Raw genomic sequence first — 22,566 nt, forward strand, 5'->3', positions numbered from 1 at the left:
CCTGCTGTCTGTGCATCTCGCGCAGGCGCGGCAACGCGATGCCACCGCACAGCACTGCCGCGAACACCTAGACAATCATCTCGCGAATGCGCGCCGCCATCGCATCGATACCGAACGGCTTGGTCAGCACGGCCATGCCTGGCGCGAGTTGGCCGGCGCCCAGCACAGCAGTTTCCGCATAGCCGGTAATGAACAACACGCTCAAGCGCGGCCGCGCGATCCGCGCCGCATCGGCCATCTGCCGCCCGTTCATGCCACCCGGCAAGCCAACATCGGTGATCAGCAAATCGATCCGCACATCGGACTGCAGCACGCTCAAGCCGGATGCGCCGTCCACCGCCTGCAACGCGGTATAGCCCAGTTCCTCCAGGATGTCGGCCACCAGCATGCGCACGCTGGGTTCGTCGTCCACCACCAGCACGGTCTCGCCCTGTTGCGAACGCGGCATCGCCGGCAGCGTGCGCGCTTGCGCATCGCCGGTGGCATCGCCCAGATGCCGCGGCAAGTGGATGCAGACGGTGGTGCCCTCGCCCACGGTCGACGACACCCGCACCTGGCCACCGGACTGCTGCGCAAAACCGTAAATCATCGACAGCCCCAGGCCGGTGCCCTCGCCGATCGGTTTGGTGGTGAAGAACGGCTCGAACACGCGCGCAATGACGTCTTCGGGCATGCCGGTGCCGGTGTCGCTCACACACAACGACAGGTACTCGCCGTCGGGCACTTCGTTTTGTTGCGTGGCGGAATGGTTCAACCAGCTATTGGAGGTTTCGATGGTGATGCGGCCGCCGTCCGGCATCGCGTCGCGCGCGTTGAGGCACAGGTTGAGCAGCGCATTTTCCAGCTGGGATGGGTCCACCAACGCGGGCCATAGCGCCTGCTCGGCGACCGTGGTGAGTTCGATCGACGGCCCCACCGTGCGCCGGATCAAGTCTTCCATGCCGGCAATCAATGCATTCACATCGGTCGGCTTGGGCGCGAGCGTCTGCCGGCGCGAAAACGCCAGCAGCCGATGGGTCAACGCTGCGGCGCGGCCGGCCGCCTTCTGCGCCACCGCGATGTAGCGCTCCACATCGTCGAAGCGGCCCTGGCCCATGCGTGTCTGCATCAACTCCAGGCTGCCGGAAATGCCGGTCAGCAAATTGTTGAAGTCGTGCGCCAGCCCACCGGTGAGCTGCCCCACCGCTTCCATCTTCTGGCTCTGCCGCAGCGCCTCGCGTGCCACCTCCAGGCTGGCTTCGGTCTGCACGCGGTCGGTGACATCCTGCGCCACCTGGAAGGCGCCCACTCGTCCGCCATGGCGATCGCGCAGCTGGCTGAAGCGCACTTCGTAATGCCGCAGCGCGCGTGCCGGGTCGCCGAACTCCTCCAGCACCAGGAACTCGTCGCCGCTTAGCGCGCGGCCCCAGTGGCGCGCCACCTGCGCGCGGTGTTCGGGCAAGCCGTCCAGCAGAGCGAGCAGGTTGTCGCCCACATGCGCAGACACCCCATAGGCGAGCCGCAAAGCCTCTGCACTGGCGGTGTTGAGGGCCAGGATGGTGAAGTCCAGGCCGCAAGCGAGCACGGCCGCGTCGGTACTATCGACGAAGTCGGCAAACAGGCGCCGCTCGGCCAATGCTTCGACAACGCGTTGCTCCAGCGTCTCGTTCAAGTCGCGCAACTGCTGCTCCACCCGCCGGCGCTGGGTGATGTCCACGATCAGCATCGCCACGTGATTGTCGTGGGTGCCGGCCGGAAACAGGTGCGCGTCGTACCAGCGCCCCAGCCGTGCGGCCTCGCGCTCGAAGCGCAGTGGCTCGCCACTACGGGCAACGCGGCCATACGCCTCGTGCCACTCCTGCTCGATGCCGGGCAGCAACTGGCTCGACCATTTGCCCACCACATCGGTCAGGCCGGTATGCCGCTCGAAGGCCGGGTTGACCGCGAGCATGCGATGGTCGATTGCCTGACCCTGCGCATCGAACTTGACCTCGGCAATGCAGAAGCCGGCGTCGATGTTTTCGAACAGCATGCGGTAGCGTTTTTCGCTCTCGCGCAAGGCCTGCTGCGCCTGCTGCGCCTGCTGCGCATCGGTGGTGTCGAACCCCTGCACGAAGATGCCGGTGACGCGGCCGGCATCGTCCTTGACCGGCTCATAGACAAAATCGACAAAACGCTGCTCGGCGCCGGTACCGGTCCGCTGCAGCTGGATCGACACGGCCGACGCCACGAAGCGCTCGCCGGTGCTGTAGACGCTGTCGAGCAATTCGTAGAAGCCCTGGCCTTCGAGTTCCGGCAGGCCGGCACGCACGCTCATGCCGAGCATGTCGCGACCGCCCACCAGTCGTAAATAAGCGGCATTGACGAAGGCGAACACATGCTCCGGGCCGTGCAAGATCGCGGTGAACCCGGGGGCCTGCTCGAACAACCGGCGCTGCCGCTCGGCTTCGGCGACGCGCAGGCGATCGGCGCGCACCGTCTCGGTGATCTCGATGCCCTGGTTGAACAGGCCCACGATGCTGCCGTCTTCGCCGCGGATCGGTGCGGCGCTGAAGTTCCAGTAGGTCGTCTCCGGCACGCCGCGACGCACCATCGGCAGTTCCACATGCCGCTGCTCGAAACCTTCGCCGGTCTGCAGACACCGGCGGAACGGCGGCGCCACCTGTTCCCAGGACGCGCCCCAGACCTCGGAGACCGGCTGGCCCAACGCCCACGGATGGCGATCGGCCATCGACGGGATATAGGCGTCGTTGTAGAGCATCACCAGATCCGGGCCCCACAACACCGTGGCGAGCACCGGCGAGTTCAGGCAGATCGACAGCGCCGAACGCAGCGATTGCGGCCACTGCGACGGCAGCCCCAGCGCCGAGCCACTCCAGTCGTGCGCACGCATCCGCGCGCCCATTTCGCCACCACCGGCAAGGAAGGAAAACGACTCACCACTGTGATCAACGGGCATCGCGTCTGACGTAGTTGGAGTGGACCACTGCCGGGAACACGGCAGGCGTGCGCGATGCGTCTTGCCATCGAACGGCGGGCGGTCGACAGCGTCGTGCATGCTCCATGGCGTTAGCGACTCCCCTGTGAAGACTGCCCGCGTGCGGCATCGGTTGTGCCCGTCGCGGGCGAGACGATAGCGCGCCCGCCAGCATCGCCACAACTTCCGGCCGCCTGCCGGTGGTTGTGCTGCGGCAAAACGCTAAACCGTTCACTGCCGCGCGGCCTGGGTGCGCGCAGCGCTGCGCCATGGCCACAGGCTGCTGAGCGACAAGCGCACGCGTCTCATCCACTGAGACGCGTGCTTGGCAGCATCGCCGCCGATGACACGCACCACAACGGCTACTCGCCGCACCACATTGATCGAACGGCGGCACTGCGCGCCGGGTATCGCGCCAAGCAACGCGTTACCACCGAGACAGGAGGCCGGCGATGGTGGGGCGCGCTGAGCGGGCAAAGCGCAGCTGGGGCGCTCCGGACTACACCTACCCCGAGCATCTGCGTGCAGAACTGGACACCTTGCCGGCCACGCCCGGGGTCTATCTGTTCCATGGACAGAGCAGCACGCTGCCGTTGTACATCGGCAAGAGCATCCACCTGCGCAACCGCGTCATGGACCATTTCCGTAACGCGGCCGAAGCCTCGCTGCTGCGTCAGACGCGCAGCATCCAGGTGATCGAAATGGCCGGTGATATCGGCGCACAACTGCTGGAGTCGCAGCTGATCAAGACCCTGCGCCCGCTGTACAACCAGAAGCTGCGGCGGATCCCCCGCCAGTTTTCGATCCGGCTGTATCGCGGCGAGGTGTCGATCGAACATTCCGGCGAGATCGATCCGGCGGCAGCGCCCTGGTTGTACGGGCTGTATTCCAGCCCGCGTGCGGCCAAGGAAACGTTGCGCCGCCTCGCCGACCAGCATCGTCTTTGCTACGGCTTGCTGGGACTGGAGCGGCTGCAAGCAGGCCGGCCCTGTTTCCGCGCCATGCTGAAACGCTGCAGCGGCGCCTGCCATGGTGCCGAGCCCTTGGACGCGCACGAAGAACGGCTACGCAGCGTGCTGCAGCATCTGGAACAGGCGGCGTGGCCATTTCCCGGCGCCATCGCGCTGAAGGAGCAAGGCGCGCAACGCACCCAGTTCCATGTGCTGCGCGATTGGCACTATCTGGGCAGCGCCACCTCGTTGGCGGGCGCACGCCGTTTGCAGGCGACACCCGGCGCGTTCGACCGCGATTGCTACCGCATCCTGCGCAAATATCTGGAGACGCAGCTGCACTGCGTATCGCTGCTGTAGGCGCAAGCGGGCTCAGCTGGCTCAGCGCTTTTTGCTTCGGCGCGATTGCACACCACTGCGCTGCTGCGTGGTCGTCACCTGCTGCGCGAACACTGCGTGCATGCAGGCCACCACCTGCTGCGCGCGCGCAGACAACGGCCATTCGGCGCGATGGATCAGCCATAGCGTATCCACCACCGGGTGCAGCCCTTCCACCACCTGGATCGCGGCCTGGTCGTGGAAGGCCAGGCGTGCGCCGCACTACGGCCAGCGTGCAACCAGGCTTCAGGGCAGCTATCAAAACGACTGCGCAGCCGTCAGGCGGGCGCGGCCGGTGCTCGGAACCGGCATGTACCCACGTACACTCCGGTTCCTCCGCGCCGTCCGCACCCACCTGACGACTGCTCGCTACGTTTTGTTAGCCGCTCTTAGCCCAGCACGCAACGCGGCACTTCATTCGGCCGCAGCGTCAACACCTGCACGCCGGTGCGCGTGACTGCCACGGTGTGCTCGAACTGAGCGGACAACAGGCCATCGCGCGTATGCACTGGCCACACGTCGGCCTCCGCGCGCACCGCTGGCTTGCCCTGGTTGAGCATCGGCTCGATGGTGAACACCATGCCCTCCTGCAGCTCCGGGCCGGTGTTGGCATGGCTGTCATGCAGGATTTGCGGCTCCTCGTGCATTTCGCGGCCAATGCCGTGCCCGCAGTATTCCCTGACCACGCTGTAGCCCTGCTCACGCGCATGCCGCGCGATCGCGTGCCCGATATCGCCAACGCGCGCACCGGGGCGTACCGCGGCAATGCCTTTCCACATGGCCTGATAAGTTGCCTTGACCAGGCGACGTGCCGCGTACGACACCTCGCCGATCAGGTAGGTGGTGCTCGAATCGGCAATGAAGCCGTTCTTTTCCAGCGTGATGTCCAGATTGACGATCTGCCCACTGCGCAGCACATCGTTCGCCGACGGCACGCCGTGGCAGACCACATCATCGATCGAGGCATTGAGCACGAACTCAAACCCGTACTGCCCTTTGCTCGCAGGCCGCGCCTGCAACTCGTCCACGATCATGCGCTCGACGAAATCGTTGATCTCCAGCGTGCTCTTGCCCTGCATCGACAACTGATCCAAGCGCGCAAACACCTGCGCAAGCAGCGCACCGGCGTCGGCCATCAATGCCAGCTCGTGCGGTTGCTTGATCATGTGCGTCGCGCATCCAACGCGGGCGATTGCACGCCTGCGCCGCGGAGCTCATCGGCCACGATGTCCTGGAAACACCGGTCCGGATGCATCTCGCACAGCATGCCGATCCTGATCCAGAACGTGGCCTGCGCATTGATCGACCGATGCGTGACCGTGCAGGCCCGACGCAGCTGGTCGTGCAAGCTGTCGTCGATGTTGACGATGCCCATGGGATTGCCTTGCGAGTGAATTTATACGAATCGTATATGTTTCGTATATTCGTCGCAAGACAGCCTTGCCGATGCGTCGCGGGCAAGTACAGGCACCGTCCGCCCGGGAAACACACACAGTCACTGCAGGCACCAGTCCGCCGCGTCCGCCGCGTCCGCCAGAACATCACAGCTCCCCGCGAAGCAGCAGACAGCGTGCGCATCGCCACCACACGCGCCGCTGCCACCCAAGTCGCCCCGCCTTACTGCCGCCCAATCCCCTCCAGCACCGCAAGCACGGCGTCATCCAGTTGCAGCGTTGCCGCCGCCATGTTCTCGCGCAGATGCGCCAGCGATGACGTCCCCGGGATCACCAGCACATTCGGCGAGCGCTGCAGCAACCATGCCAAGGCCACCTGTTGCGGGGTCGCCTGCAGCTGCGCGGCCACCTCGGTCAGCGCCGCGGACTGCAGTGGCGAGAAGCCGCCCAGCGGGAAGAACGGCACGTAGGCGATGCCCTCACGGGCCAGCGCGTCGATCAGTGCATCGTCGGTGCGGTGGACCAGGTTGTAATGGTTCTGCACGCACACGATGCGGCACAGCGCCCGGCCCTCTTCGACCTGTTGCGCGGTGACATTGCTCAAACCGATGTGGCGGATCAGCCCGCGCTGCTGCAGCTCGGCCAGCGCGGTGAGCTGTGGTTCCAGCGACCCTTCCACCGGGCGTTGCATGTCCAGCATGCTGCGCAGGTTGACCACCTTCAGCACATCCAAACCCAGGTGTTTCAGGTTGTCGTGCACGGCCTGGGTGAGCGCTTCCGGCGTCATCGCCGGCAGCCACGCGCCACTCGCATCGCGCTTGGCACCGACCTTGGTTGCGATGGTCAGCTCCTGCGGATACGGATGCAGCGCCTCGCGAATGATCTGGTTGGTGATATGCGGGCCGTAGAAGTCGCTGGTGTCCAGATGGGTCACGCCCAGCGCCACCGCCTCGCGCAGCACCGCAATGGCAGCGTTGCGGTCGGCAGGCGGCCCGAACACGTGCGGGCCGGCGAGCTGCATGCTGCCGTAGCCGAGGCGGCCCACCTGGCGGTCGCCGAGGGCATAGGTAGAGGCGGATGATGGGGTCAACATGGCGTGTCTCCGTTGGGGTGACACCACTCTAGGCAGGCCCGATGCGTGCAACAATCCAGGGCAAAGCACACGGGCTGTGCAGGATATCGAACAATGGCGACCCGTCTGGCAGACCTGCAGGCTTTTATTGCTGTCGCGCAGGCGCAGGGCTTTCGTGAGGGCGCGCGCCATAGCGGCGTCAGCGCCTCCAACCTCAGCGAGGCCGTCCGCCGGCTCGAAGAACGCCTGGGCGTGCGCCTGTTCAATCGCACCACCCGCAGCGTGGTGCCCACCGATGCCGGCCGTCTGTTGCTTGCGCGCGTGGCCCCTGCCCTGGGCGAGCTGGAATCGGCCATCGACGCAGTCAACCAATTCCGCAGCCGGCCCATGGGCAACCTGCGCCTCAACGTACCGGTGAGCGCCGCGCGGCTGGTGCTGCCGGCAATCCTGCCCGCCTTCATGGCCGCCTACCCCGACATCCGTGTCGAGATCACCACCGAAGAAAGCTTCGTGGACATGATCGCCGCCGGCTGCGACGCCGGCATCCGCTACGAAGAGCGTCTGCAACCGGACATGATCGCCGTGCCGATCGGCCCACGCGTGCAGCGCATCGCCACCGCAGCGGCACCGCGGTATCTGGACCTCCACGGCCGGCCCGACCACCCCCAACAGCTGCTGCAGCACATCTGCATCCGCGGGCGCTTTGCCAGCGGCGCGATCCCGGCATGGGAATTCGAACGTGCTGCGGAAGTGATCAGCATCGACCCGCTCGGCCAGTTGATCGTGCAGGTGGGCGGCGGCATCGACCTGGCAGTGGATGCGGCGGTCGCCGGCAGCGGCGTCATCCACCTGTTCGAAGACTGGCTACGCCCGCACCTGGACACCGGCGCGCTGGAACCCATCCTGCAACCGTGGTGGCAGACCTTCTCCGGCCCGTTTCTGTATTACCCCAGCCGCACGTTGATCCCAGGCCCGCTGCGCGCTTTGATCGATTTTTTGCGCGAAACGCTGGATGCCGCGCCCGGCCCGGCAGCGTAAGCGCCGTAACCGTGAGCACGCATGCGGCAAGTGGTGATTGCCAGCTTGGGCACCGCAGGTACAGCACGTCCCTGTTGCGCGATCGTGATGCCGCTGTCGTGCACGGTTCGATCGGGCTGCTGTTGCGGGGGTTGATCACGGCTGGCTGTCAGCGTGCTTAGCGCCCCTGCCTGCCATCACGTCGCACTGATGGACCCAGCGGATCGCCTACCGCCGCAACGTTGTGCCATGGCGCCGACTGCGGCCCCGAACAGCGTTCCTGCAACGTCGCGTGTGCGCGCCGAAAGTCACGATGCCGGACGGCACCTCACCGCCAGGCGGACTCGGCCTTATCATCCATCCATCGCGCTGCCAGGGTGCGCGCAGCAGTGCGTCCCACGGCAGCGGCAGCGCGACCGTCTTTGGCATCAGTCCCTGCTGCAATCACTGGATCTCAATGAAACGACTCATCGCATGCGTGGCAGTCACAGCCTGGTCGTTGTGCACGGCAGTCTCTGCCCAAGGGCTCGACACGTCATTGCGTCGTGAGTACCCCTCACTGCTGTACGTCGACCAGTACCGCGCCGCCTATCCGCAGGATGTGCAAGGCGGCGCCGATGCCTGGAAAACAGCCACAACGGTGCCGCGTGATGCGACCGCCAGCGCGCTATCGCAACGCCTGGTCGGCCTTGCCGATCAGCACGTCGCGCTGACAGGCGACAAGGCGGGCAAGACAGAGACGCTGGGCGTGTTGTTCCGCACCTCCAGCGACGGCCATCTGGTCGTCTGGCACGTCCTCGATGCCCGGATCACCACTCTTGCACCGGGCGATGAAATCCTGAGTATCAATCACACCCCGACACAGGCGTGGTTGAAAAACGCAGCACGCCTCACCTTTGGTGGGAACGACCGCTCACGTCAGGCGGAGGCGGCGCTGAGCCTTGCCCTCGGCACGCCGGCGGCGCACCAGGTTGCTGGCCTCGGCAAGACACTGGAGATGCACGTTCGAACGCGGCAGCGCGCGCCGCGCACAGTCACGCTGCACTACCAGCCGATGACCCAAGACCTTGCCAAGACACTCGCATCTTCGGTCGACCTGCCCGACCTGCCGGAGATCGTGACGATTGGAAACACGAAGGTCGGGACCCTGCGCATGGGCGCGTTTGCGCCGCAGTACAGCGCAACCTTCACCGCCGCAGCGGAGGCAACCGAGACGGCTGCACCCGAATCGAACAACAACGATGCACCGATGCTGGCGGGGTTTTGTGCGGTCACCAAGGAGCTAATCGGTCGCTACGATGCACTCGCAAAACAGTCCGACGTCATGCTCATCGACCTGCGTGGAAACATGGGTGGGTTTGCGCGCGAAGTGCGCGGCCTGGCCTGGGCCATCAGCGGACGCAAGCCGGTGCACACCTATGAGATGAGCGCGTCCGGCAAAGCGGGCATCGTGCGCCTGGAGGCACTTCCGGATGACGCCAGCTGCGGCACCGTTGCCTCGCAAAAACCGCTGCTCGTCCTGGTCGATGCGGGCACCCGATCGGCTGGCGAACTGCTCGCCACCTATCTCTGGGCCAACGGCGCCACCGTCATCGGCGAGCGCACCATCGGTGCTGGCGGCGGACGTGATTCCAAGAGTGACGGCATCGCGTTGGGCGAGACCGGTTACCGCGCGCTGGTAAGCGAAAGCTTTTACGTGTTCGATCCCACACACGCGCTACGCGCTGGCGAAATGCAGGAAACCGTACTGATCGACCGTGTTGCAACCGAGGGCTTTCGCCCAAGTCGAACCCGCCCCTACGCCACCCAGTCGATCGGAGTGTTGCCGGACGTGCCGCTCGCGATCCAACCGGACGACCTGCAGGATGGCGGGCGCCAGCTACTGGCGCGCGGCTTGACTGCTGCAGGATTGAACAAATGAGTCGGCAAGCGGGCCGTCTGAAAGCCACAGGCAGTCGCTCGCACGCATCCTGTCCTGCCAGCAATGGCGAATCGCAGCAGCCCAGATAGACATCAAAGAGTGCGCAGTCGGTGCGCCAAGATAGCCGCCGACTGACGAATCGGTGCAGGCCTGCCGTGTTGAACTGTCTGTACTGTCGCGCCCGCGCAACACGGTGGCTTGGCGTGCATCCCGATCACGTCGCACCGAATGGAATGGATCGGTCGCTGGACGCCATCGCCAGATGCAACGCAAGAGTGAACCTTCGCGCCTGGTGCAAATCTGCGCAGGTAAACTTCAAAATTCTTGATGTCAGCAGCGGCTAGAAGGGGCGAAACGCCCGCGCGACGTCCCGATACGGATTTCGCTATCAGGAATTTCTGATTTGCGCGTGGCGTTTGTTCCAGGAACCAGCCAATTGAGAGCTTCATCTGTTGTGCTTGCTGCCAACAGAGCGTGCCGGCCCGGCGCTACTCGCGCCATTGCGGATCAAGCGCCCCAAATACGCCGCGACCGGCAGTTGCACTTACGCCTTACGGCGAGGCACAAATTGTATAGATGTTGATGATTGTCGGTCCGTTGACATAACCGTAGGTGCGCCAGCCGTTGCCATTTGGATAGCTTCCGACTGGCGAGAATCGACCAGCATTCATGTCCGAATATCGGTTGAGCTCAGGAACGCCGCCGCGAAATACGATGCTGTTCGGGCCACCTGTGTTCCAGCCGCCAGAGATGGGTGTGAAGCCAGCCGGGCACTGCGGGGTTGCGTCAACCGTCTGGCCACCAGACGAGCGGGTGTAAGCTTCGACAACCGTCTGGTATGTCGCGGCATGGGCAGATGAAACGGCTAGCAGTGACGCAGCAGCTACCAAAGATGCAATACGGGATTTCATAACAGCTCCATGTCATCAGGGGAGCCGGCGTGAGCTTGCTCAGAGCTCCGCAGGTTGAGCGGCCATCTTGGCTCCACGTCCGGCCTGTACAGATTGCGCGCCATGGTGGAACGGCGGCATCAGAATGTGCCGCGGCCTGGCGTCGGAATTTCCTGAGGGAATGCCGCTAAGTCGGGAGGCACGCGCTTGCTAAGCATGCCTCGGCCAAACGCTCCTCAAGCGTTTATTCACCTACTCAGATGAGACAAATTGTCGGGATGTCGCCATTTTTTCGGCGCAATTTAGGTGGCCGAACAGGAGATACCAATGTTCTACCATGAAGGGAAAATGTATCAATGCGCCGGGTTTCAAGACAGCAAGACTCGAAACAAGCACTTCAAAAAACACGTCAAAGGAGTACCTGCAAACTCAGTTGGCGCTGGGGATCTCGCCCACCTCAATATCACTGATGCATACGCCTACCAGCAGATGGCTTGCACTTTCATGAACCAGGCCGGACGATTTCACGCAACCGACTTTCCTGTCGTAACGCTAGAAACCTCTAAGGGAAATATTGCTCGCTGGAACCAGAACAGCGGCCTTTTCGGCTCAATGACCCCTGATGGCACCTTACTAACATTCCACATAAGAAAGGATGCCAGCCAATTTCAAACTGCGATTACTGACAATTAAAAAATTCCTCAGCATCTCTACATGGCACAGCTTCAGATGTTTAATCATGGTGAGCGGAATCAAGAGCTGAGCATCCCGAGACGATAGCGCAGGACGCAACTTGGCGATAGAGATCGACCGAAGGGAAATCACGGCAATTCTATCTTTGCGCTACACGAGCTCACCACAGGAATATCAACGACTCAATGCTGACCCAAAGCATGAAGAACCATTTCAAAAAGAAGGCCCGTTTAAACCGGGCCTTCTTTGAGTAATCAGTAGGAAGAGAAATCCCACTTCTGATTCACGTCACCTGTGCAATCCCAGATGTAGGTGCGGGCACCATCGGCTGCACCACGACCAGGATCGGCCAAACAACGGTTGCTTCCGATGTTGCGGATCTCACCTAGGAAATGCCAGGCTTGATGCGCCCCACCGTTGCAATCCCAGATGCGCACGACGTTGCCGTCCTGGGAACCGCCGTTGGCAGACTCAAGGCACTTGCCTGCATATCGCAAGCTGCCGCGTTCACCAACTTCCCAACGCTGTTGTTGCGCTCCACTGCAATCCCAAAGTTGCACGAGGGCACCGTTTGCAGTCGATCCACCTTCAACATCGAGACACTTGCCACCGATTCCCGTGATGCGACCGGAAATAGGATCGTAGTTCCAGGTCTGACCGGCGTTGGAGAGAGAAGTGAACATCTGCAGTTTCGTACCGTTGTTACTGGACTGGCCTACCGCGTCCAGAACTTTTCCGCCAATACCTACAATGGCCGAATTGGTAAACCACCACTGCTGATTAGAAGCGCCGAGACCATTCCAAAGCTGAAGCGTGGTCCCATTTGAATTCCCAAGGTTCTTGGCGTCTAAGACCAATCCGCTCGGCACTCCGCGAATGTAACCAGAGCCCGATACAACACTCCACATCTGCTGGACGTTTTCGTTACAGGAGAACTGCTGAATCTCGGTCCCATTGATCGAGCCACCGCCGACTGCGTCGAGGCACTTGTTCCCCATACCCTTGATGAGGCCAAAAGCGGGCAATGTCTTTAGCGTAACCGGAGCCGAAGACGAGGCTTTCGAAAAGTTGGAGTCACCAGAAAACGAGGCCGTGATCGTAACGCTACTGTATTGGGTGGGGAGCGTGTAGCGAACAGATAGATTTGCTTCGCGCGAATAAAAAAAATAATACGTGCAACGTGCTTGCTCACCGGTGGCAAAATAGCAACTTTGATCAAATTCTGTAACCTGACCAACTACTGGCGTATTGGCCCGCCCAATGCGAATCTGCCCAATTGATACGCCGTTTGCAAACAAGGTGATGCGACCGCCGATATCTTCCCCAGCTGCGGGATTTCCAACAGTCACACCAAGCGCGGGTGCGGTCACCTTCGCCGTAAGTGTCACCGTCTCCCCACCAGAAGGAAACGGATTGGAGGATGTAACTGTTGTAGTTGTGTCGTAGTTAGTAAACCGCGACCCGATTGCTGACGCCTGGAAAGACACTGCAGCAAGTGCTGCAAAGGCTATGCCAACTATTCCTTTCATTGTTGCTCCACTGAGGTTGATTGATTGTCAAAGCACAAGCTGGAAAACGCTCGAAACACAACACAGCACGAACACAGCGGCCGCAACGCGCCTGCCGTGTGGATGTGATAGTAAATGCGACGAGTGCCCCCAAATTGGCCGGCCAATCATGCCACTTCTTGCGAGACAAGCAATACCATGTCGAGCTCGACAGGCGTCATATGCCACAGTTGTTGACCTGCCTATTACGCTACTCAGCAAGCACCGAGAACGGTGCCGGCAACGCACACCTGCCCGGCAGCGAGAATGCGGTTCTCACGCGAATAGGTACCGGGCGCCTCGGACAGCAGGAAGTCGCCAGTACGATTGAGTTCGATCTTGGTGCTCATCGGGTCGGCTCCTTACTTGGTCTGTGACGCGCCGGCCTGGCGCCGGGCGTAGATGTCGGTGGTGGACAAACGCGCCACCTTCGGTGCTGCGCTGTCGTGGCCCGGACGTGCATGCGAGGCCGCCGGTGGCGCATCGCGGCGCATGGAATCCAGCGTGATGCCGCGGTCTTGCGCCGCTTTGAGCAGCGTCATGGCGAAGGCTTCCGGGCTGGCGCCGCCCTCGATGGCTGCCTGCAGCTCGGCATCGAAACCGGCGCGGGCCATGGATTGGATGCCAGTGATGCGGGCACGCTCGGCCTTCACTGCTTCATCGGTTGCGGCAGCGCGGCCAGTGGTTTCGCCCTCGCCCCGTGCTGCTGCAATCGCGGTCTCGTTCCTGGCGATGACAATCTGGTCTGCGGTCTTGCCGGCAGCCATTGCGTTACGCAGATCGTCGGTGGTGGTAACCGTGACCTGCCCGTTGGAGTTGCTCATAGGCGTCTTCCTCTTGGGGGTACTGGCGGAACCGGCCAGCTCGGTGATCACGGCTTCAAGTGATCCGATGCGATCGGCCATGCCGGCCTTGACCGCGTCAGCACCCAACAACACGCCGCCACGTCCGAAATCGGCAAGCACGGTGTCCACGGGCACATCACGGTTGCGCGCCACAGAGTTCACAAAGACCTCTGCCAGCGCGTCGACAAGGGTCTGGACCTTGCCGCGGCCTTCGTCGGTCGTCGGGTCCAGCCGCTTGTCTGGCAATTGGCTGGAGACGATCTCCAAAGTGCGCACGCCGGCCTTGGCGTCGCGCTCTGAGGTATCCAGGTAAGACATCACCACGCCGATGGAGCCGACCATGCCGGTCTCGGCAATCACCACCTCATGGCAGGCGCTGGCGAGCCAGTAACCAGCCGATGCCGCAAGGTCGCCCACATATGCCACGACGGGCTTAGCGCAGCGGGCGGCGTGGATGGTGTCGGAGAGCTCGCCAATGCCACTGGCCTCTCCGCCCGGCGTGTTGAACTCCAGCACCACCGCCTTGACGTATGGGTTGTCGAGCGCGGCCTGCAGGTCGGTGGCAAGCAGGTGGGTGCTGGTCGCGCCGCTGATTTCGGTAAACAGGCATAGCGAAATACCGGCCCGGTCACCGGAATCACGGCCACGCCATAGCGCATCGCCACCTTGCGGGCGTTGTCCAGCGGGCGCCCAAGGCGCGTCTGCAGCGCATGCGGATCGCCATCGCGCTGTGCCACCGCCAGGATGCTTTCCAGCGACTCACGTCGAATGAGCCACGGCCGGCTGGCGGCTAGGTGATAGGCGTCGGTCACGCGGCAATCAAGAATTCGCCGCAAAGCAAAACGACGTAGGGCGGCAGCCATCGTCGGCCCATCTTCTCACTCCTCAATACTCCAACCCACAACGATTGTGTCATGCGGATCAGAAGCGCGACATTCCGCGCTTTGAACGCTTGAGTAAGCGGCCGCATTCCCAACTGTGCTCCGCCGCCCAAACCGCCTAATCGAGGTCACCATGCATCTACAACCCAAAGCACAGGCCGCGCTCAAGGCGGCCTACGGCGCCCAGGGCCGCACCCTGCGCCGCACCCGCGGCGGCTTTGCCGCCATGCCCGCGCAAGTACAAACCAGCGGCCCCGTGCAGATCCAGGCGTTCACCCGCCGCTGCATCAACTGGCTCGACGAAGCCGGCCTGGTGCAATTCGACGACCCGCAATTCCCGAACGTCATCACCCTCAACCCGCGCGGCATCGCCTACGCCGAGCAGCTGCTGCGCAACGAACCCGCTGCGCGTAGCAAGGCAGGTGCGCAATGAGCGCCTTCGCCCTCTCCACGGTCCGCCACAAAGATCGCGAACGCGCCGACCTGGCCAACGACCTAAAGGCCTTCGCTAAACGCGGCGGCAAGGTGCAGAAGCTGGGTGCCACGCCGGTGCGTAAGAGCTTGTCGCGGCGTGAGGTCAATGATGCGCGGATCCCAAAGGCGCTTCCACAAGACCGTTCTGCAATCCAGAGTACTCCAGCGGAGCGACAATCTCAGTGACACCTCAAACCTCACTCTGCCATGACCGCAATTCGCCTGGCCCGCGCGATATCGACAAGCTCCTCTGCGTTTCGCAGCAAAGTTTGGCAGGCCTGCACGATCATCTTTCCAAACTCTTTCGCCTCACTTTCGTCACCCCCTTCTTTCCATACGCGCGCGGCCACTTGCAAAGCACTGAGCCCACCTTTCAATCTCGAAAGTCCGTAGCCGAAGTTGGGCGGCAAGACGTGCAATCGAGCGAAGTGAGTTGTGATTTCTGGCAGCGCAAGCTGCTCCAGCGATGCCGCAACCATCTGTCGCATCTTGAGGCTTCGTTCGTAGGTTTCGCTCTCGCGCTGAAGATACGTAATTGTCCCTTCCAGATGCGGAATCAGCAGGACAAGCTCCGGCTCGAAAACGAGCGTAAGCAAATCGGATTCTCGTCCAAGTGCTTTGATATTTTCATTGTCACTTCTTGTGACCTGCACGTTCGCCTGCCACGCCAGATAGCCCACTGCTGCTGCTCCAACGAGAGCAATCAAAGCCGCAACCACTGCCACTCCTACGCTGGCCACCGCTACAACCACTGCTACCCAATCGGCCACACTTCCCCAGTCCAACGCCAAAGGACAAAACCTAGTATTCATTCTGACTCCTGCACCAAATGTTCGTCGGAGGCAACTCCATCCACCAGTAGCCTGCCGAAATCACAAAACGGCCGCACTGCGCAGGACGGCACGACATTCACAAGCACCTCAGATCATGTAGTCGGATCCAGAAAAATCGATCAGCTCAATTCCAGCGAGCGCGCGAAATTCGTTCGCATATCCCTTACTGAAGTCGAAAAGCCAGCTCAGGTAGTTGCGAACCATCAGAAAATCGAAAGGATCACTAGCGTAGGCGGGAATGTCTGCACGCGTCCCGGGAATGGGAGTTGGGGGCCTCAGCCTGCCTTTAATTCTGTGGGCCATGTCGTTGAGTGTCCTACTACCGCCGATCAAGGTGGCAAGGTTAGCTCCGTAGTGATCGGGCAAATTATGTATGCGCTCCTGGACTTGCTCAGCGCTAGGCATGAACGATCGCGATGCCTCTTGAAGAGCAAATTCGAACCTCTTGCCATCAGAAATCCGAGGTGCAGCACCATCCACCCCACCCCATTTGATCGAGTGCTCCCACGAGCGCCTGACCATTGCCACTCTAATCGGCAAACTACTCACCTCTTCCAGAAGCAATCTAGTCAGGATTTTGGAAGTATCTTCTCGAAGCCTGACTGTTTCCCGATGCTGCTGCGCAGCGATCTCGACAGCACTTGCGGATATCGCTGCAGCACGCTGAGAAGTTTTCCAAGCGAGCCAGCCCACAACAGCGGTAAGCGCTCCGAACAGACCGCTAGCAACCGTGGCCCAAGCCGTCCAGTTTACTTGGCACGTCGCGCCCAGTGGCCAGCACTGCGAAAAACCTTGCAACAGGTCCATTCATTCTCTCTTGGTAACGAGGCTATCTTGCCATGACCGATTCGGAGTGGAGTCACGACGTCGTGAAGCTGCGGGTCACCTTCGCGCTCCAGCTAGAAGACCAGCCGGAGATAGCTTCGCGTGGCTTTTTTTTGTCGCAATCCGGGCGAGCCTGGATTAGAAACAGAAAAGAAGAACTAGGCTGGAGGCAATTTACCTGTAATACCCTTTGTTGCCATCTCGGCGGCACCAGCGATATCCAAGAAATGCTGATTGGCTATGCGAGCATCATTAATGAAATCTTCATTAAGGAGCGCTTGAACTATTGCGGCTTCCCGATCTCCGGTAAGAAGCCGAGAGGTCTGCCGCGCCAGATATCCTGCAAGCGAAACTGCAGCTGTGACGCGCAAAGACATATCAACTTCCAGTCGATCGCTGGCAGAGGAAATCCTCTCGACAGCGTCACGCAACTCCCGAATTTGATCTTCAAGAACATCCGCCTTGACGCCATCGGGCCGTTGAAGTTGATGGGCGATTGTCGATACGCATCCCGCCGCTTTATGGGCGAATGGCCAGATGGAAATCAGTGCAAGTTTAGCTGCGGAGCGCCTCACTCTAATGCGCCCAAGACCATCGAGTGTTGCTACAGCAAGCGCCACGCAGGTGCCACTAGCAGTTGCGATTGCAGCCCAGGCGTCCCAGTTCACTTTGCAAGTACGGCTCAGCCACCAGCACTGACTCACTCCATCCAACATATCCATTTATTTTCCACCTTTTTTCAAAAGAAGATTTTTCCAGTGAAGCGGGAGGCCTGCAGTGGCTAACGGCTCGCATTCCTTTAACTTGCCGCCGCCGCAGGTCTCCTGTTTGCGCATCGATGAGATCGTAGCCGACCTGTTCGCTGGCGGCGCGAGCGAGGCGCTAAAGCAGGCGCTCGGCGTCGATCCAGCCCCTGCCTATAACCACGAGAAGTAGGCGATCAGCATGCGCGCCGCCAGCTACTCGCTGACGATCCACCACCGCGAAGATACCTGGCATGCGGACCCGCGCAAGAACGTCGCAGGCCGGTACGTGGGCCGGTTCCATGCATCGCCAGATTGCACGCACTTCAACCAGTCCACGGGCGCGCCATGAGTGATCAATCCGAAGTAATGACACTGCCGCAAGCAGCCGATTACCTGCAGCTACATCCCGTCACGCTGCGCAGCATGATGAAAACACGCAAGCACCCGCCCGGCCGAAAGCTGGGCGGCCGCTGGCGGTTCCACAAAACGGCGCTCGACGCCTACCTCTCCGGTGAACCATGGCAAGAAGTCCCTACATCCTCGTCGCACGCGGCAAGAAAAACACTTGGTACATCCGCTACACCGACCCAAGCGGACAGCGCGTATTTCGAAGCACTGGGACTGCCGACCGGACGCTCGCAACCGAGTGGGCTTCAAAACTGCATGCGGAAACGTACCGCACGAGCCGCCTAGGCGAGAAACCCGAGCGACGCTGGGTCGAAGCCGTGCCGCGCTGGCTGGCCGACAAGCAAGCCAAGCGCAGCCTCGGCAAAGACCTGCATAACCTGCGTTGGCTAGATGCACATCTGCGTGAGAAAACGCTGGGCGAGATTAACTCGGATCTCCTTGCGGAGCTGCTGGTGCTCCGCATGGCCGAGCCTCGCGTGAAGCGCGCTGGGCGCAAGGATGAGCGCACGACCTCCCGCTGCACCGCTGAGAAGATGCTTGCACTGGTCCGCTCGATCCTGCGCGCGGCGCACAGCTGGGGGTGGCTCGACCATGTCCCTGCGATGCGCCTGCAAGAGAACGGCAAGGCGAAAGAGGACTATCGCTGGCTCACCGTCAGGGAGGCTGAGCGGCTGCACGACGAGTCTGTTTGCGCTGGCGACCGGCTGGCGCGAGCAGAATGTGTTGCGCCTGGAATGGAGCCGGATCGATCTGCGCCGCAAGGTGGCCTGGGTTGCTGGCACCCAGGTCAAGGCGAAGCGTGCGATCGGCTCACCGCTCAACGACCAGTCCATGGCCGTGCTGGCCACCCAGAAGGGCAAGCACCCGCGCTGGGTGTTTCCGAACGACGAAGGCGAGCCGTACGACCGCGGCAACAACCACGGCTTCAAGGCCGCCCAACGGCGCGCCCGCATCGCGCCACTGCGTTGGCACGACCTGCGGCACACCTGGGCCAGCTGGCACGTCATGGCCGGCACGTCGCTGCGATCGCTCATGGAGCTGGGTGGCTGGCGCTCGTACCAATCCGTCTTGCGCTACGCTCACCTGTCGCCGGAACACTTGGCGATCGACGCAGCACGTCTACCGACTTTGGCAACTGGTGCAAAATCGGATCAAATCAATTGGAAGGCTGTTAGATCAGCAGCAACTAGAAGGGGCGAAATGCCCGCGCTGCAACGCTTAGAACTGGTGGCCGAGGACGGAATCGAACCGCCGACACGGGGATTTTCAATCCCCTGCTCTACCAACTGAGCTACTCGGCCACTGCCTGCGACGCGATGCCTGCGTTGCGAGGAGGCGCATCATAACGAGCGTGCGGGATTTCGGCAAGCGTTCGCGCGCAGGTCGTGTTCGGGCTGAGCCGCAGCCGGGTTTCTTGCGCCGGTTCACGCCAAGCGGGGGCACCGATGGCCTAGCCTGCGCGCGTCCTTTGGAGATTCGCATGCGCCTGCCTCGCCTGTTCTTGTCATTCGCCGCCCTGCTGCCGCTGGCTGCCCTTGCGCAGCAACCGGTGCGCGCCGTGCCGGCGTTGGATATCTCGCGTTATGCCGGGCAGTGGCACGAGATCGCCCATCTGCCGGTGTCGTTCCAGAAGAAGTGCCGCAGCGATATCACCGCCAGCTACACCTTGCGCGACGATGGCCTGATCGGGGTGCGCAATGGCTGCCGCGTTGCCGATGGCAGCCTGACCCAGGCCGATGGCGTGGCGCGCCCGGTGGCCGGGCACCCCGGGCAGTTGCAGGTGCGCTTCGCGCCGGAATGGCTGTCGTGGATCCCGCTGGTCTGGGCGGACTACTGGGTGATTGCGCTCGATCCCGACTACCAGTGGGCGGTGGTCGGCGAGCCGGATCGCAAGTACCTGTGGATCCTGTCGCGCTCGCCAGAGATGCCGCGCGCGCAGTTCGAACAGCTCAAGGCCACCGCCACGCAGATGGGCTACGACCTGTCGCCCCTGATCGTGGCGGCGCCACTGCGCTGAGGGCGGCCACCGCCCGGCGGGCACCGTACTGCGTAGTATTCTTGGCAATGCACCAACCCGCCAAGGAACCGAGTTCATGCACCGTGCCTTTCGCCTCCTGATCGTGACGCTGTCGTGCGGCCTGCTGTTGAGCGCCTGCGGTGGCGGCGCGGTTCGCCGTGTCTCCGAGCCGACTGCCCGCATCCAGCAGCTGACCGTGCGCCCGGACGGTGGCTGGTCGGTGGAGTTGCGCCTGCAGAACTACAGCAGCATTCCGATGCGCTTCGAACGCGTCGCGCTGGAAATCGGCATGGGCGATGGGGTTGCCGGCAAACTCGACCAGGCGGTGGGCATTTCGATCGGCCCGGAAACCGCCGATGTCGTGACGGTGAGCCTGCAGCCCGCCTCGCTCGGCCGCATCACCATTGCCGATGTGCTGGCCGGTGGCCGTTCGCTGCCGTACACGCTCAAGGGCACGGTGTGGGCTACCCCGCAGGACAAGAAACAACGCGAGTTCGCGGTTGATTCGCGCAACACGCTCAGCCCGGCTCCGGGCCTCAACGGCGTGCTGCGCTGACGCGCACGCCTCCACGCACACGCTTCAAGGATCCCGCATGAGCAGCTACATCGCACCGTTGACCGATTTCCGCTTTGGCCTGTACGACGTGCTCGGTGCCGAGGCACTGTTCGCCCGGCTCGGCTATACCGACGCCAGTGCCGACATCGTCGACGCCGTGCTGGAAGAAGCCGGCCGCTTCACCGCCCAGGTCCTGGCCCCGCTCAACAGCATCGGCGACGAGATCGGCTGCGCCTTCGACAAGAGCACCCATGCGGTGACCACCCCGCCCGGCTTCCGCGCGGCCTACGACCAGTTTGTCGAAGGCGGCTGGAACGGGCTCACCGCCGAGCCGCAATTCGGCGGCCAGGGCATGCCGCACACGCTGGGCGTGCCGCTGAGCGAAATGATCAATGCCGCCAACCTGGCCTGGGGCAACTTCCCGCTGCTCTCGCATGGCGCGATGGAAGCGCTGCGCCAGCATGGCGAGGCGTGGCAGCAAGAGGTGTTCCTCAAGCCGCTGATCGATGGCCGCTGGACCGGCACCATGTGCCTGACCGAGCCGCATTGCGGCACCGACCTGGGCCTGCTCAAGACCCGCGCTGAGCCCAACCCCGATGGCAGCTACGCCATCACCGGCACCAAGATCTTCATCACCGCTGGCGAGCATGACCTCACCGACAACATCGTGCATCTGGTGCTGGCCAAGCTGCCGGACGCACCGCCCGGCGCCAAGGGCATTTCGCTGTTCGTCACGCCCAAGTTCAAGGTGGACCGCGATGGCACCGTGGGCGAGCGCAACGCCCTGCACTGCGGCTCGATCGAACACAAGATGGGCATCAAGGGCTCGGTGACCTGCGTGATGAATTTCGAGGGCGCGCAGGGCTATCTGGTCGGCCAGCCGCACAAGGGCCTGCAGGCCATGTTTACGATGATGAATACCGCGCGCCTGAGCGTGGGGTTGCAGGGCATTGGCCTTTCCGAGCGCGCGTATCAAAACGCGTTGCGCTACACCCGCGAGCGGCTGCAATCGCGCGCGCTCAGCGGCGCGAAATTTCCCGACAAGCCGGCCGACCCGATCATCGTCCACCCGGACGTGCGTCGCATGCTGCTGACCATCAAGGCGCTGACCGAAGGCAGCCGCCTGCTGGCGCTGCACGCTGCCAGCCTGGTCGATGTGGCGCACCGCAGCGGCAGCGAGCAGGAGCGCGCCGATGCCGAGACGCTGGTGAGCTTCCTCACCCCGATCTCCAAGGCCTGCCAGACCGAATGGTCGGTGGAAAACACCTATCACGCGCTGCAGTGCTTCGGCGGCCACGGCTACATCCGCGAATACGGCATGGAGCAGCTAGCCCGCGATGCGCGCATTACCACCATCTACGAAGGCACCACCGGCATCCAGGCGCTGGACCTGATCGGCCGCAAGACCGCCAGCAGCCAGGCCGCCGGGCTCAAGCTGTTCCTGGCCGATGTGGAAACCTTTGCCAACACGCATGCCGGCAACGCGGCCCTGGCCGAGTTCATCAAGCCCTTGCGCGACAAGGCCAGCGAGTGGGCGATGCTGACCCGCGACGTGCTCGACCGCGCCGCCCGCAACCCGGACGAACTGGGCGCGGCCAGCTACGACTACCTGTTCTATTCGGGCTACGTGGTGCTGGCCTATTGGTGGGCACGCAGCGTGGCCGCCGCCGACGCCTCCGCGCACGGCGAGGAGTTCAAGCGCGCCAAGCGCGAGACCGCGCGCTTCTACTTCGCCCGGATCCTGCCGCGCACCCTCACCCACGCGGCCACCATCCGCAGCGGCGCCGCCCCGTTGATGACGCTGGAAGCGGAGTTGTTTGGGCAAGGGTGAGCAGCCGTGTCGCTGCGATGTTGCCCTGCGTGACCGCTGTGCTTTGAGAGCGGGCTTGTCGGGTGTCGAAGCGGGCGTCGCTGTCGTGTCGGTGCGGGTGTGGGTGCGGTGCTCGCCAGCGTTTGCGGCTAGTCACTCCTCGGCAATGCTGAAGAAAGCGCCCTACCCGGACGCCAGCCCTACGTAGGAGCGCGCTTGCGCGCGATGGAGCTTCCCCGGTGACGCTTCGAAGCCTTATCGGTAACGCTCCTTCGCGCACAAGTGCGCTCCTACAAGTGCATCGATCGCAATGCTCGCGTGCCGCTGGCGCCTCGCGGCCGTTAGTTAGTCCG

22 protein-coding genes, 1 tRNA gene, 1 other RNA gene and 1 pseudogene are annotated in these 22,566 nt (G+C 62.7%); 12 read left to right on the forward strand and 13 right to left on the reverse strand.

From position 1 onward, the window contains the following. Nucleotides 1–67: 67 nt before the first annotated feature. Nucleotides 68–3,037: a PAS domain-containing protein gene (locus QRM60_RS06885; RefSeq protein ID WP_285445851.1), complete on the reverse strand. Its 2,970-nt coding sequence runs from the start codon at nt 3,035–3,037 to the stop codon at nt 68–70. 371 nt (nt 3,038–3,408) lie between these two features. Between QRM60_RS06885 and cho the strand changes: the two genes are divergently transcribed. Beyond that, the gene (cho, locus tag QRM60_RS06890) at nt 3,409–4,266 is read left to right on the forward strand and encodes an excinuclease Cho (protein WP_115556287.1); all 858 of its coding nucleotides are present in this window, start codon (nt 3,409–3,411) and stop codon (nt 4,264–4,266) included. Nucleotides 4,267–4,287: 21 nt separating this feature from the next. Here cho and QRM60_RS06895 read toward each other — a convergent pair whose 3' ends face one another. Then, nucleotides 4,288–4,461, reverse strand: a complete 174-nt coding sequence (locus QRM60_RS06895; protein ID WP_115557415.1) for a hypothetical protein — start codon at nt 4,459–4,461, stop codon at nt 4,288–4,290. A 133-nt stretch (nt 4,462–4,594) separates the two neighbouring features. Here QRM60_RS06895 and QRM60_RS06900 point away from each other — a divergent pair. Beyond that, nucleotides 4,595–4,669, forward strand: a non-coding RNA gene (locus QRM60_RS06900) — sX9 sRNA. A 4-nt stretch (nt 4,670–4,673) separates the two neighbouring features. Here the strand turns inward: QRM60_RS06900 and map are convergent. From map to QRM60_RS06915, 3 genes are all read right to left on the reverse strand, one after another. Beyond that, the gene (gene map, locus QRM60_RS06905; RefSeq protein ID WP_076054804.1) at nt 4,674–5,450 is read right to left on the reverse strand and encodes a type I methionyl aminopeptidase; all 777 of its coding nucleotides are present in this window, start codon (nt 5,448–5,450) and stop codon (nt 4,674–4,676) included. Next, nucleotides 5,447–5,659: a ParD-like family protein gene (locus tag QRM60_RS06910; RefSeq protein ID WP_076054801.1), complete on the reverse strand. Its 213-nt coding sequence runs from the start codon at nt 5,657–5,659 to the stop codon at nt 5,447–5,449. The genes map and QRM60_RS06910 overlap by 4 nt, the downstream gene beginning before the upstream one ends. A 242-nt stretch (nt 5,660–5,901) precedes the next feature. After that, nucleotides 5,902–6,771, reverse strand: a complete 870-nt coding sequence (locus QRM60_RS06915; RefSeq protein WP_115556288.1) for an aldo/keto reductase family oxidoreductase — start codon at nt 6,769–6,771, stop codon at nt 5,902–5,904. Between the two features lie 114 nt (nt 6,772–6,885). On the opposite strand from QRM60_RS06915, the gene QRM60_RS06920 reads away from it, so the two are divergent. Next, on the forward strand, nt 6,886–7,788 hold the full coding sequence (locus tag QRM60_RS06920; RefSeq protein WP_285445919.1) for a LysR family transcriptional regulator: 903 nt from the start codon (nt 6,886–6,888) through the stop codon (nt 7,786–7,788). 436 nt (nt 7,789–8,224) lie between these two features. Next, the gene (locus QRM60_RS06925) at nt 8,225–9,688 is read left to right on the forward strand and encodes a S41 family peptidase (protein WP_285445852.1); all 1,464 of its coding nucleotides are present in this window, start codon (nt 8,225–8,227) and stop codon (nt 9,686–9,688) included. Between the two features lie 551 nt (nt 9,689–10,239). Here the strand turns inward: QRM60_RS06925 and QRM60_RS06930 are convergent. Further along, on the reverse strand, nt 10,240–10,599 hold the full coding sequence (locus QRM60_RS06930) for a hypothetical protein (RefSeq protein WP_153065437.1): 360 nt from the start codon (nt 10,597–10,599) through the stop codon (nt 10,240–10,242). Between the two features lie 306 nt (nt 10,600–10,905). On the opposite strand from QRM60_RS06930, the gene QRM60_RS06935 reads away from it, so the two are divergent. Next, nucleotides 10,906–11,271 carry a hypothetical protein gene (locus tag QRM60_RS06935; RefSeq protein ID WP_153065438.1) on the forward strand — a complete coding sequence of 122 codons (366 nt, stop codon included), beginning with the start codon at nt 10,906–10,908 and terminating at the stop codon, nt 11,269–11,271. A gap of 254 nt (nt 11,272–11,525) precedes the next feature. On the opposite strand, the gene QRM60_RS06940 is transcribed toward QRM60_RS06935, so the two are convergent. The 3 genes from QRM60_RS06940 to QRM60_RS06950 all read right to left on the reverse strand — a co-directional run bounded on the left by QRM60_RS06940 (nt 11,526) and on the right by QRM60_RS06950 (nt 14,179). Beyond that, nucleotides 11,526–12,800 carry a ricin-type beta-trefoil lectin domain protein gene (locus QRM60_RS06940; RefSeq protein WP_228419190.1) on the reverse strand — a complete coding sequence of 425 codons (1,275 nt, stop codon included), beginning with the start codon at nt 12,798–12,800 and terminating at the stop codon, nt 11,526–11,528. Between the two features lie 233 nt (nt 12,801–13,033). Beyond that, nucleotides 13,034–13,168, reverse strand: a complete 135-nt coding sequence (locus QRM60_RS06945; protein WP_228419189.1) for a head decoration protein — start codon at nt 13,166–13,168, stop codon at nt 13,034–13,036. Between the two features lie 12 nt (nt 13,169–13,180). After that, on the reverse strand, nt 13,181–14,179 hold the full coding sequence (locus tag QRM60_RS06950) for a S49 family peptidase (RefSeq protein WP_228419188.1): 999 nt from the start codon (nt 14,177–14,179) through the stop codon (nt 13,181–13,183). A 498-nt stretch (nt 14,180–14,677) separates the two neighbouring features. Between QRM60_RS06950 and QRM60_RS06955 the strand changes: the two genes are divergently transcribed. Continuing rightward, complete coding sequence (locus tag QRM60_RS06955; protein WP_115556292.1) at nt 14,678–14,977, forward strand: hypothetical protein; 300 nt, start codon at nt 14,678–14,680, stop codon at nt 14,975–14,977. Continuing rightward, complete coding sequence (locus tag QRM60_RS06960) at nt 14,974–15,204, forward strand: hypothetical protein (protein WP_115556293.1); 231 nt, start codon at nt 14,974–14,976, stop codon at nt 15,202–15,204. The genes QRM60_RS06955 and QRM60_RS06960 overlap by 4 nt, the downstream gene beginning before the upstream one ends. 11 nt (nt 15,205–15,215) lie before the next feature. On the opposite strand, the gene QRM60_RS06965 is transcribed toward QRM60_RS06960, so the two are convergent. The 3 genes from QRM60_RS06965 to QRM60_RS06975 all read right to left on the reverse strand — a co-directional run bounded on the left by QRM60_RS06965 (nt 15,216) and on the right by QRM60_RS06975 (nt 17,398). Next, a complete protein-coding gene (locus tag QRM60_RS06965) occupies nt 15,216–15,830 on the reverse strand; it encodes a hypothetical protein (RefSeq protein WP_285445853.1) in 615 nt (204 codons plus the stop codon). 108 nt (nt 15,831–15,938) lie between these two features. After that, the gene (locus tag QRM60_RS06970; RefSeq protein WP_153065440.1) at nt 15,939–16,658 is read right to left on the reverse strand and encodes a hypothetical protein; all 720 of its coding nucleotides are present in this window, start codon (nt 16,656–16,658) and stop codon (nt 15,939–15,941) included. A gap of 176 nt (nt 16,659–16,834) precedes the next feature. Next, nucleotides 16,835–17,398: a hypothetical protein gene (locus QRM60_RS06975; protein ID WP_153065441.1), complete on the reverse strand. Its 564-nt coding sequence runs from the start codon at nt 17,396–17,398 to the stop codon at nt 16,835–16,837. 55 nt (nt 17,399–17,453) lie between these two features. On the opposite strand from QRM60_RS06975, the gene QRM60_RS06980 reads away from it, so the two are divergent. Next, nucleotides 17,454–17,612: a hypothetical protein gene (locus tag QRM60_RS06980; RefSeq protein WP_162604225.1), complete on the forward strand. Its 159-nt coding sequence runs from the start codon at nt 17,454–17,456 to the stop codon at nt 17,610–17,612. An 809-nt stretch (nt 17,613–18,421) separates the two neighbouring features. Next, nucleotides 18,422–18,865: pseudogene (locus QRM60_RS06985) on the forward strand (tyrosine-type recombinase/integrase); the annotation flags it as partial. A 190-nt stretch (nt 18,866–19,055) separates the two neighbouring features. Here QRM60_RS06985 and QRM60_RS06990 read toward each other — a convergent pair. Then, nucleotides 19,056–19,131 (reverse strand) — tRNA-Phe (locus QRM60_RS06990). A gap of 179 nt (nt 19,132–19,310) precedes the next feature. Here QRM60_RS06990 and QRM60_RS06995 point away from each other — a divergent pair. From QRM60_RS06995 to QRM60_RS07005, 3 genes are all read left to right on the forward strand, one after another. Further along, nucleotides 19,311–19,847, forward strand: a complete 537-nt coding sequence (locus QRM60_RS06995) for a lipocalin family protein (RefSeq protein WP_285445854.1) — start codon at nt 19,311–19,313, stop codon at nt 19,845–19,847. A gap of 76 nt (nt 19,848–19,923) precedes the next feature. Further along, nucleotides 19,924–20,403 carry an LEA type 2 family protein gene (locus QRM60_RS07000; protein WP_012438035.1) on the forward strand — a complete coding sequence of 160 codons (480 nt, stop codon included), beginning with the start codon at nt 19,924–19,926 and terminating at the stop codon, nt 20,401–20,403. A gap of 37 nt (nt 20,404–20,440) precedes the next feature. Further along, nucleotides 20,441–22,234, forward strand: coding sequence for an acyl-CoA dehydrogenase C-terminal domain-containing protein (locus tag QRM60_RS07005; RefSeq protein ID WP_285445855.1), 1,794 nt, complete (start codon nt 20,441–20,443; stop codon nt 22,232–22,234). Nucleotides 22,235–22,566: the final 332 nt, after the last annotated feature.

It is taken from the genome of Xanthomonas sp. fls2-241-TYG-148 (assembly GCF_030208815.1).
Classification (GTDB): Bacteria; Pseudomonadota; Gammaproteobacteria; order Xanthomonadales; family Xanthomonadaceae; genus Xanthomonas; species Xanthomonas campestris.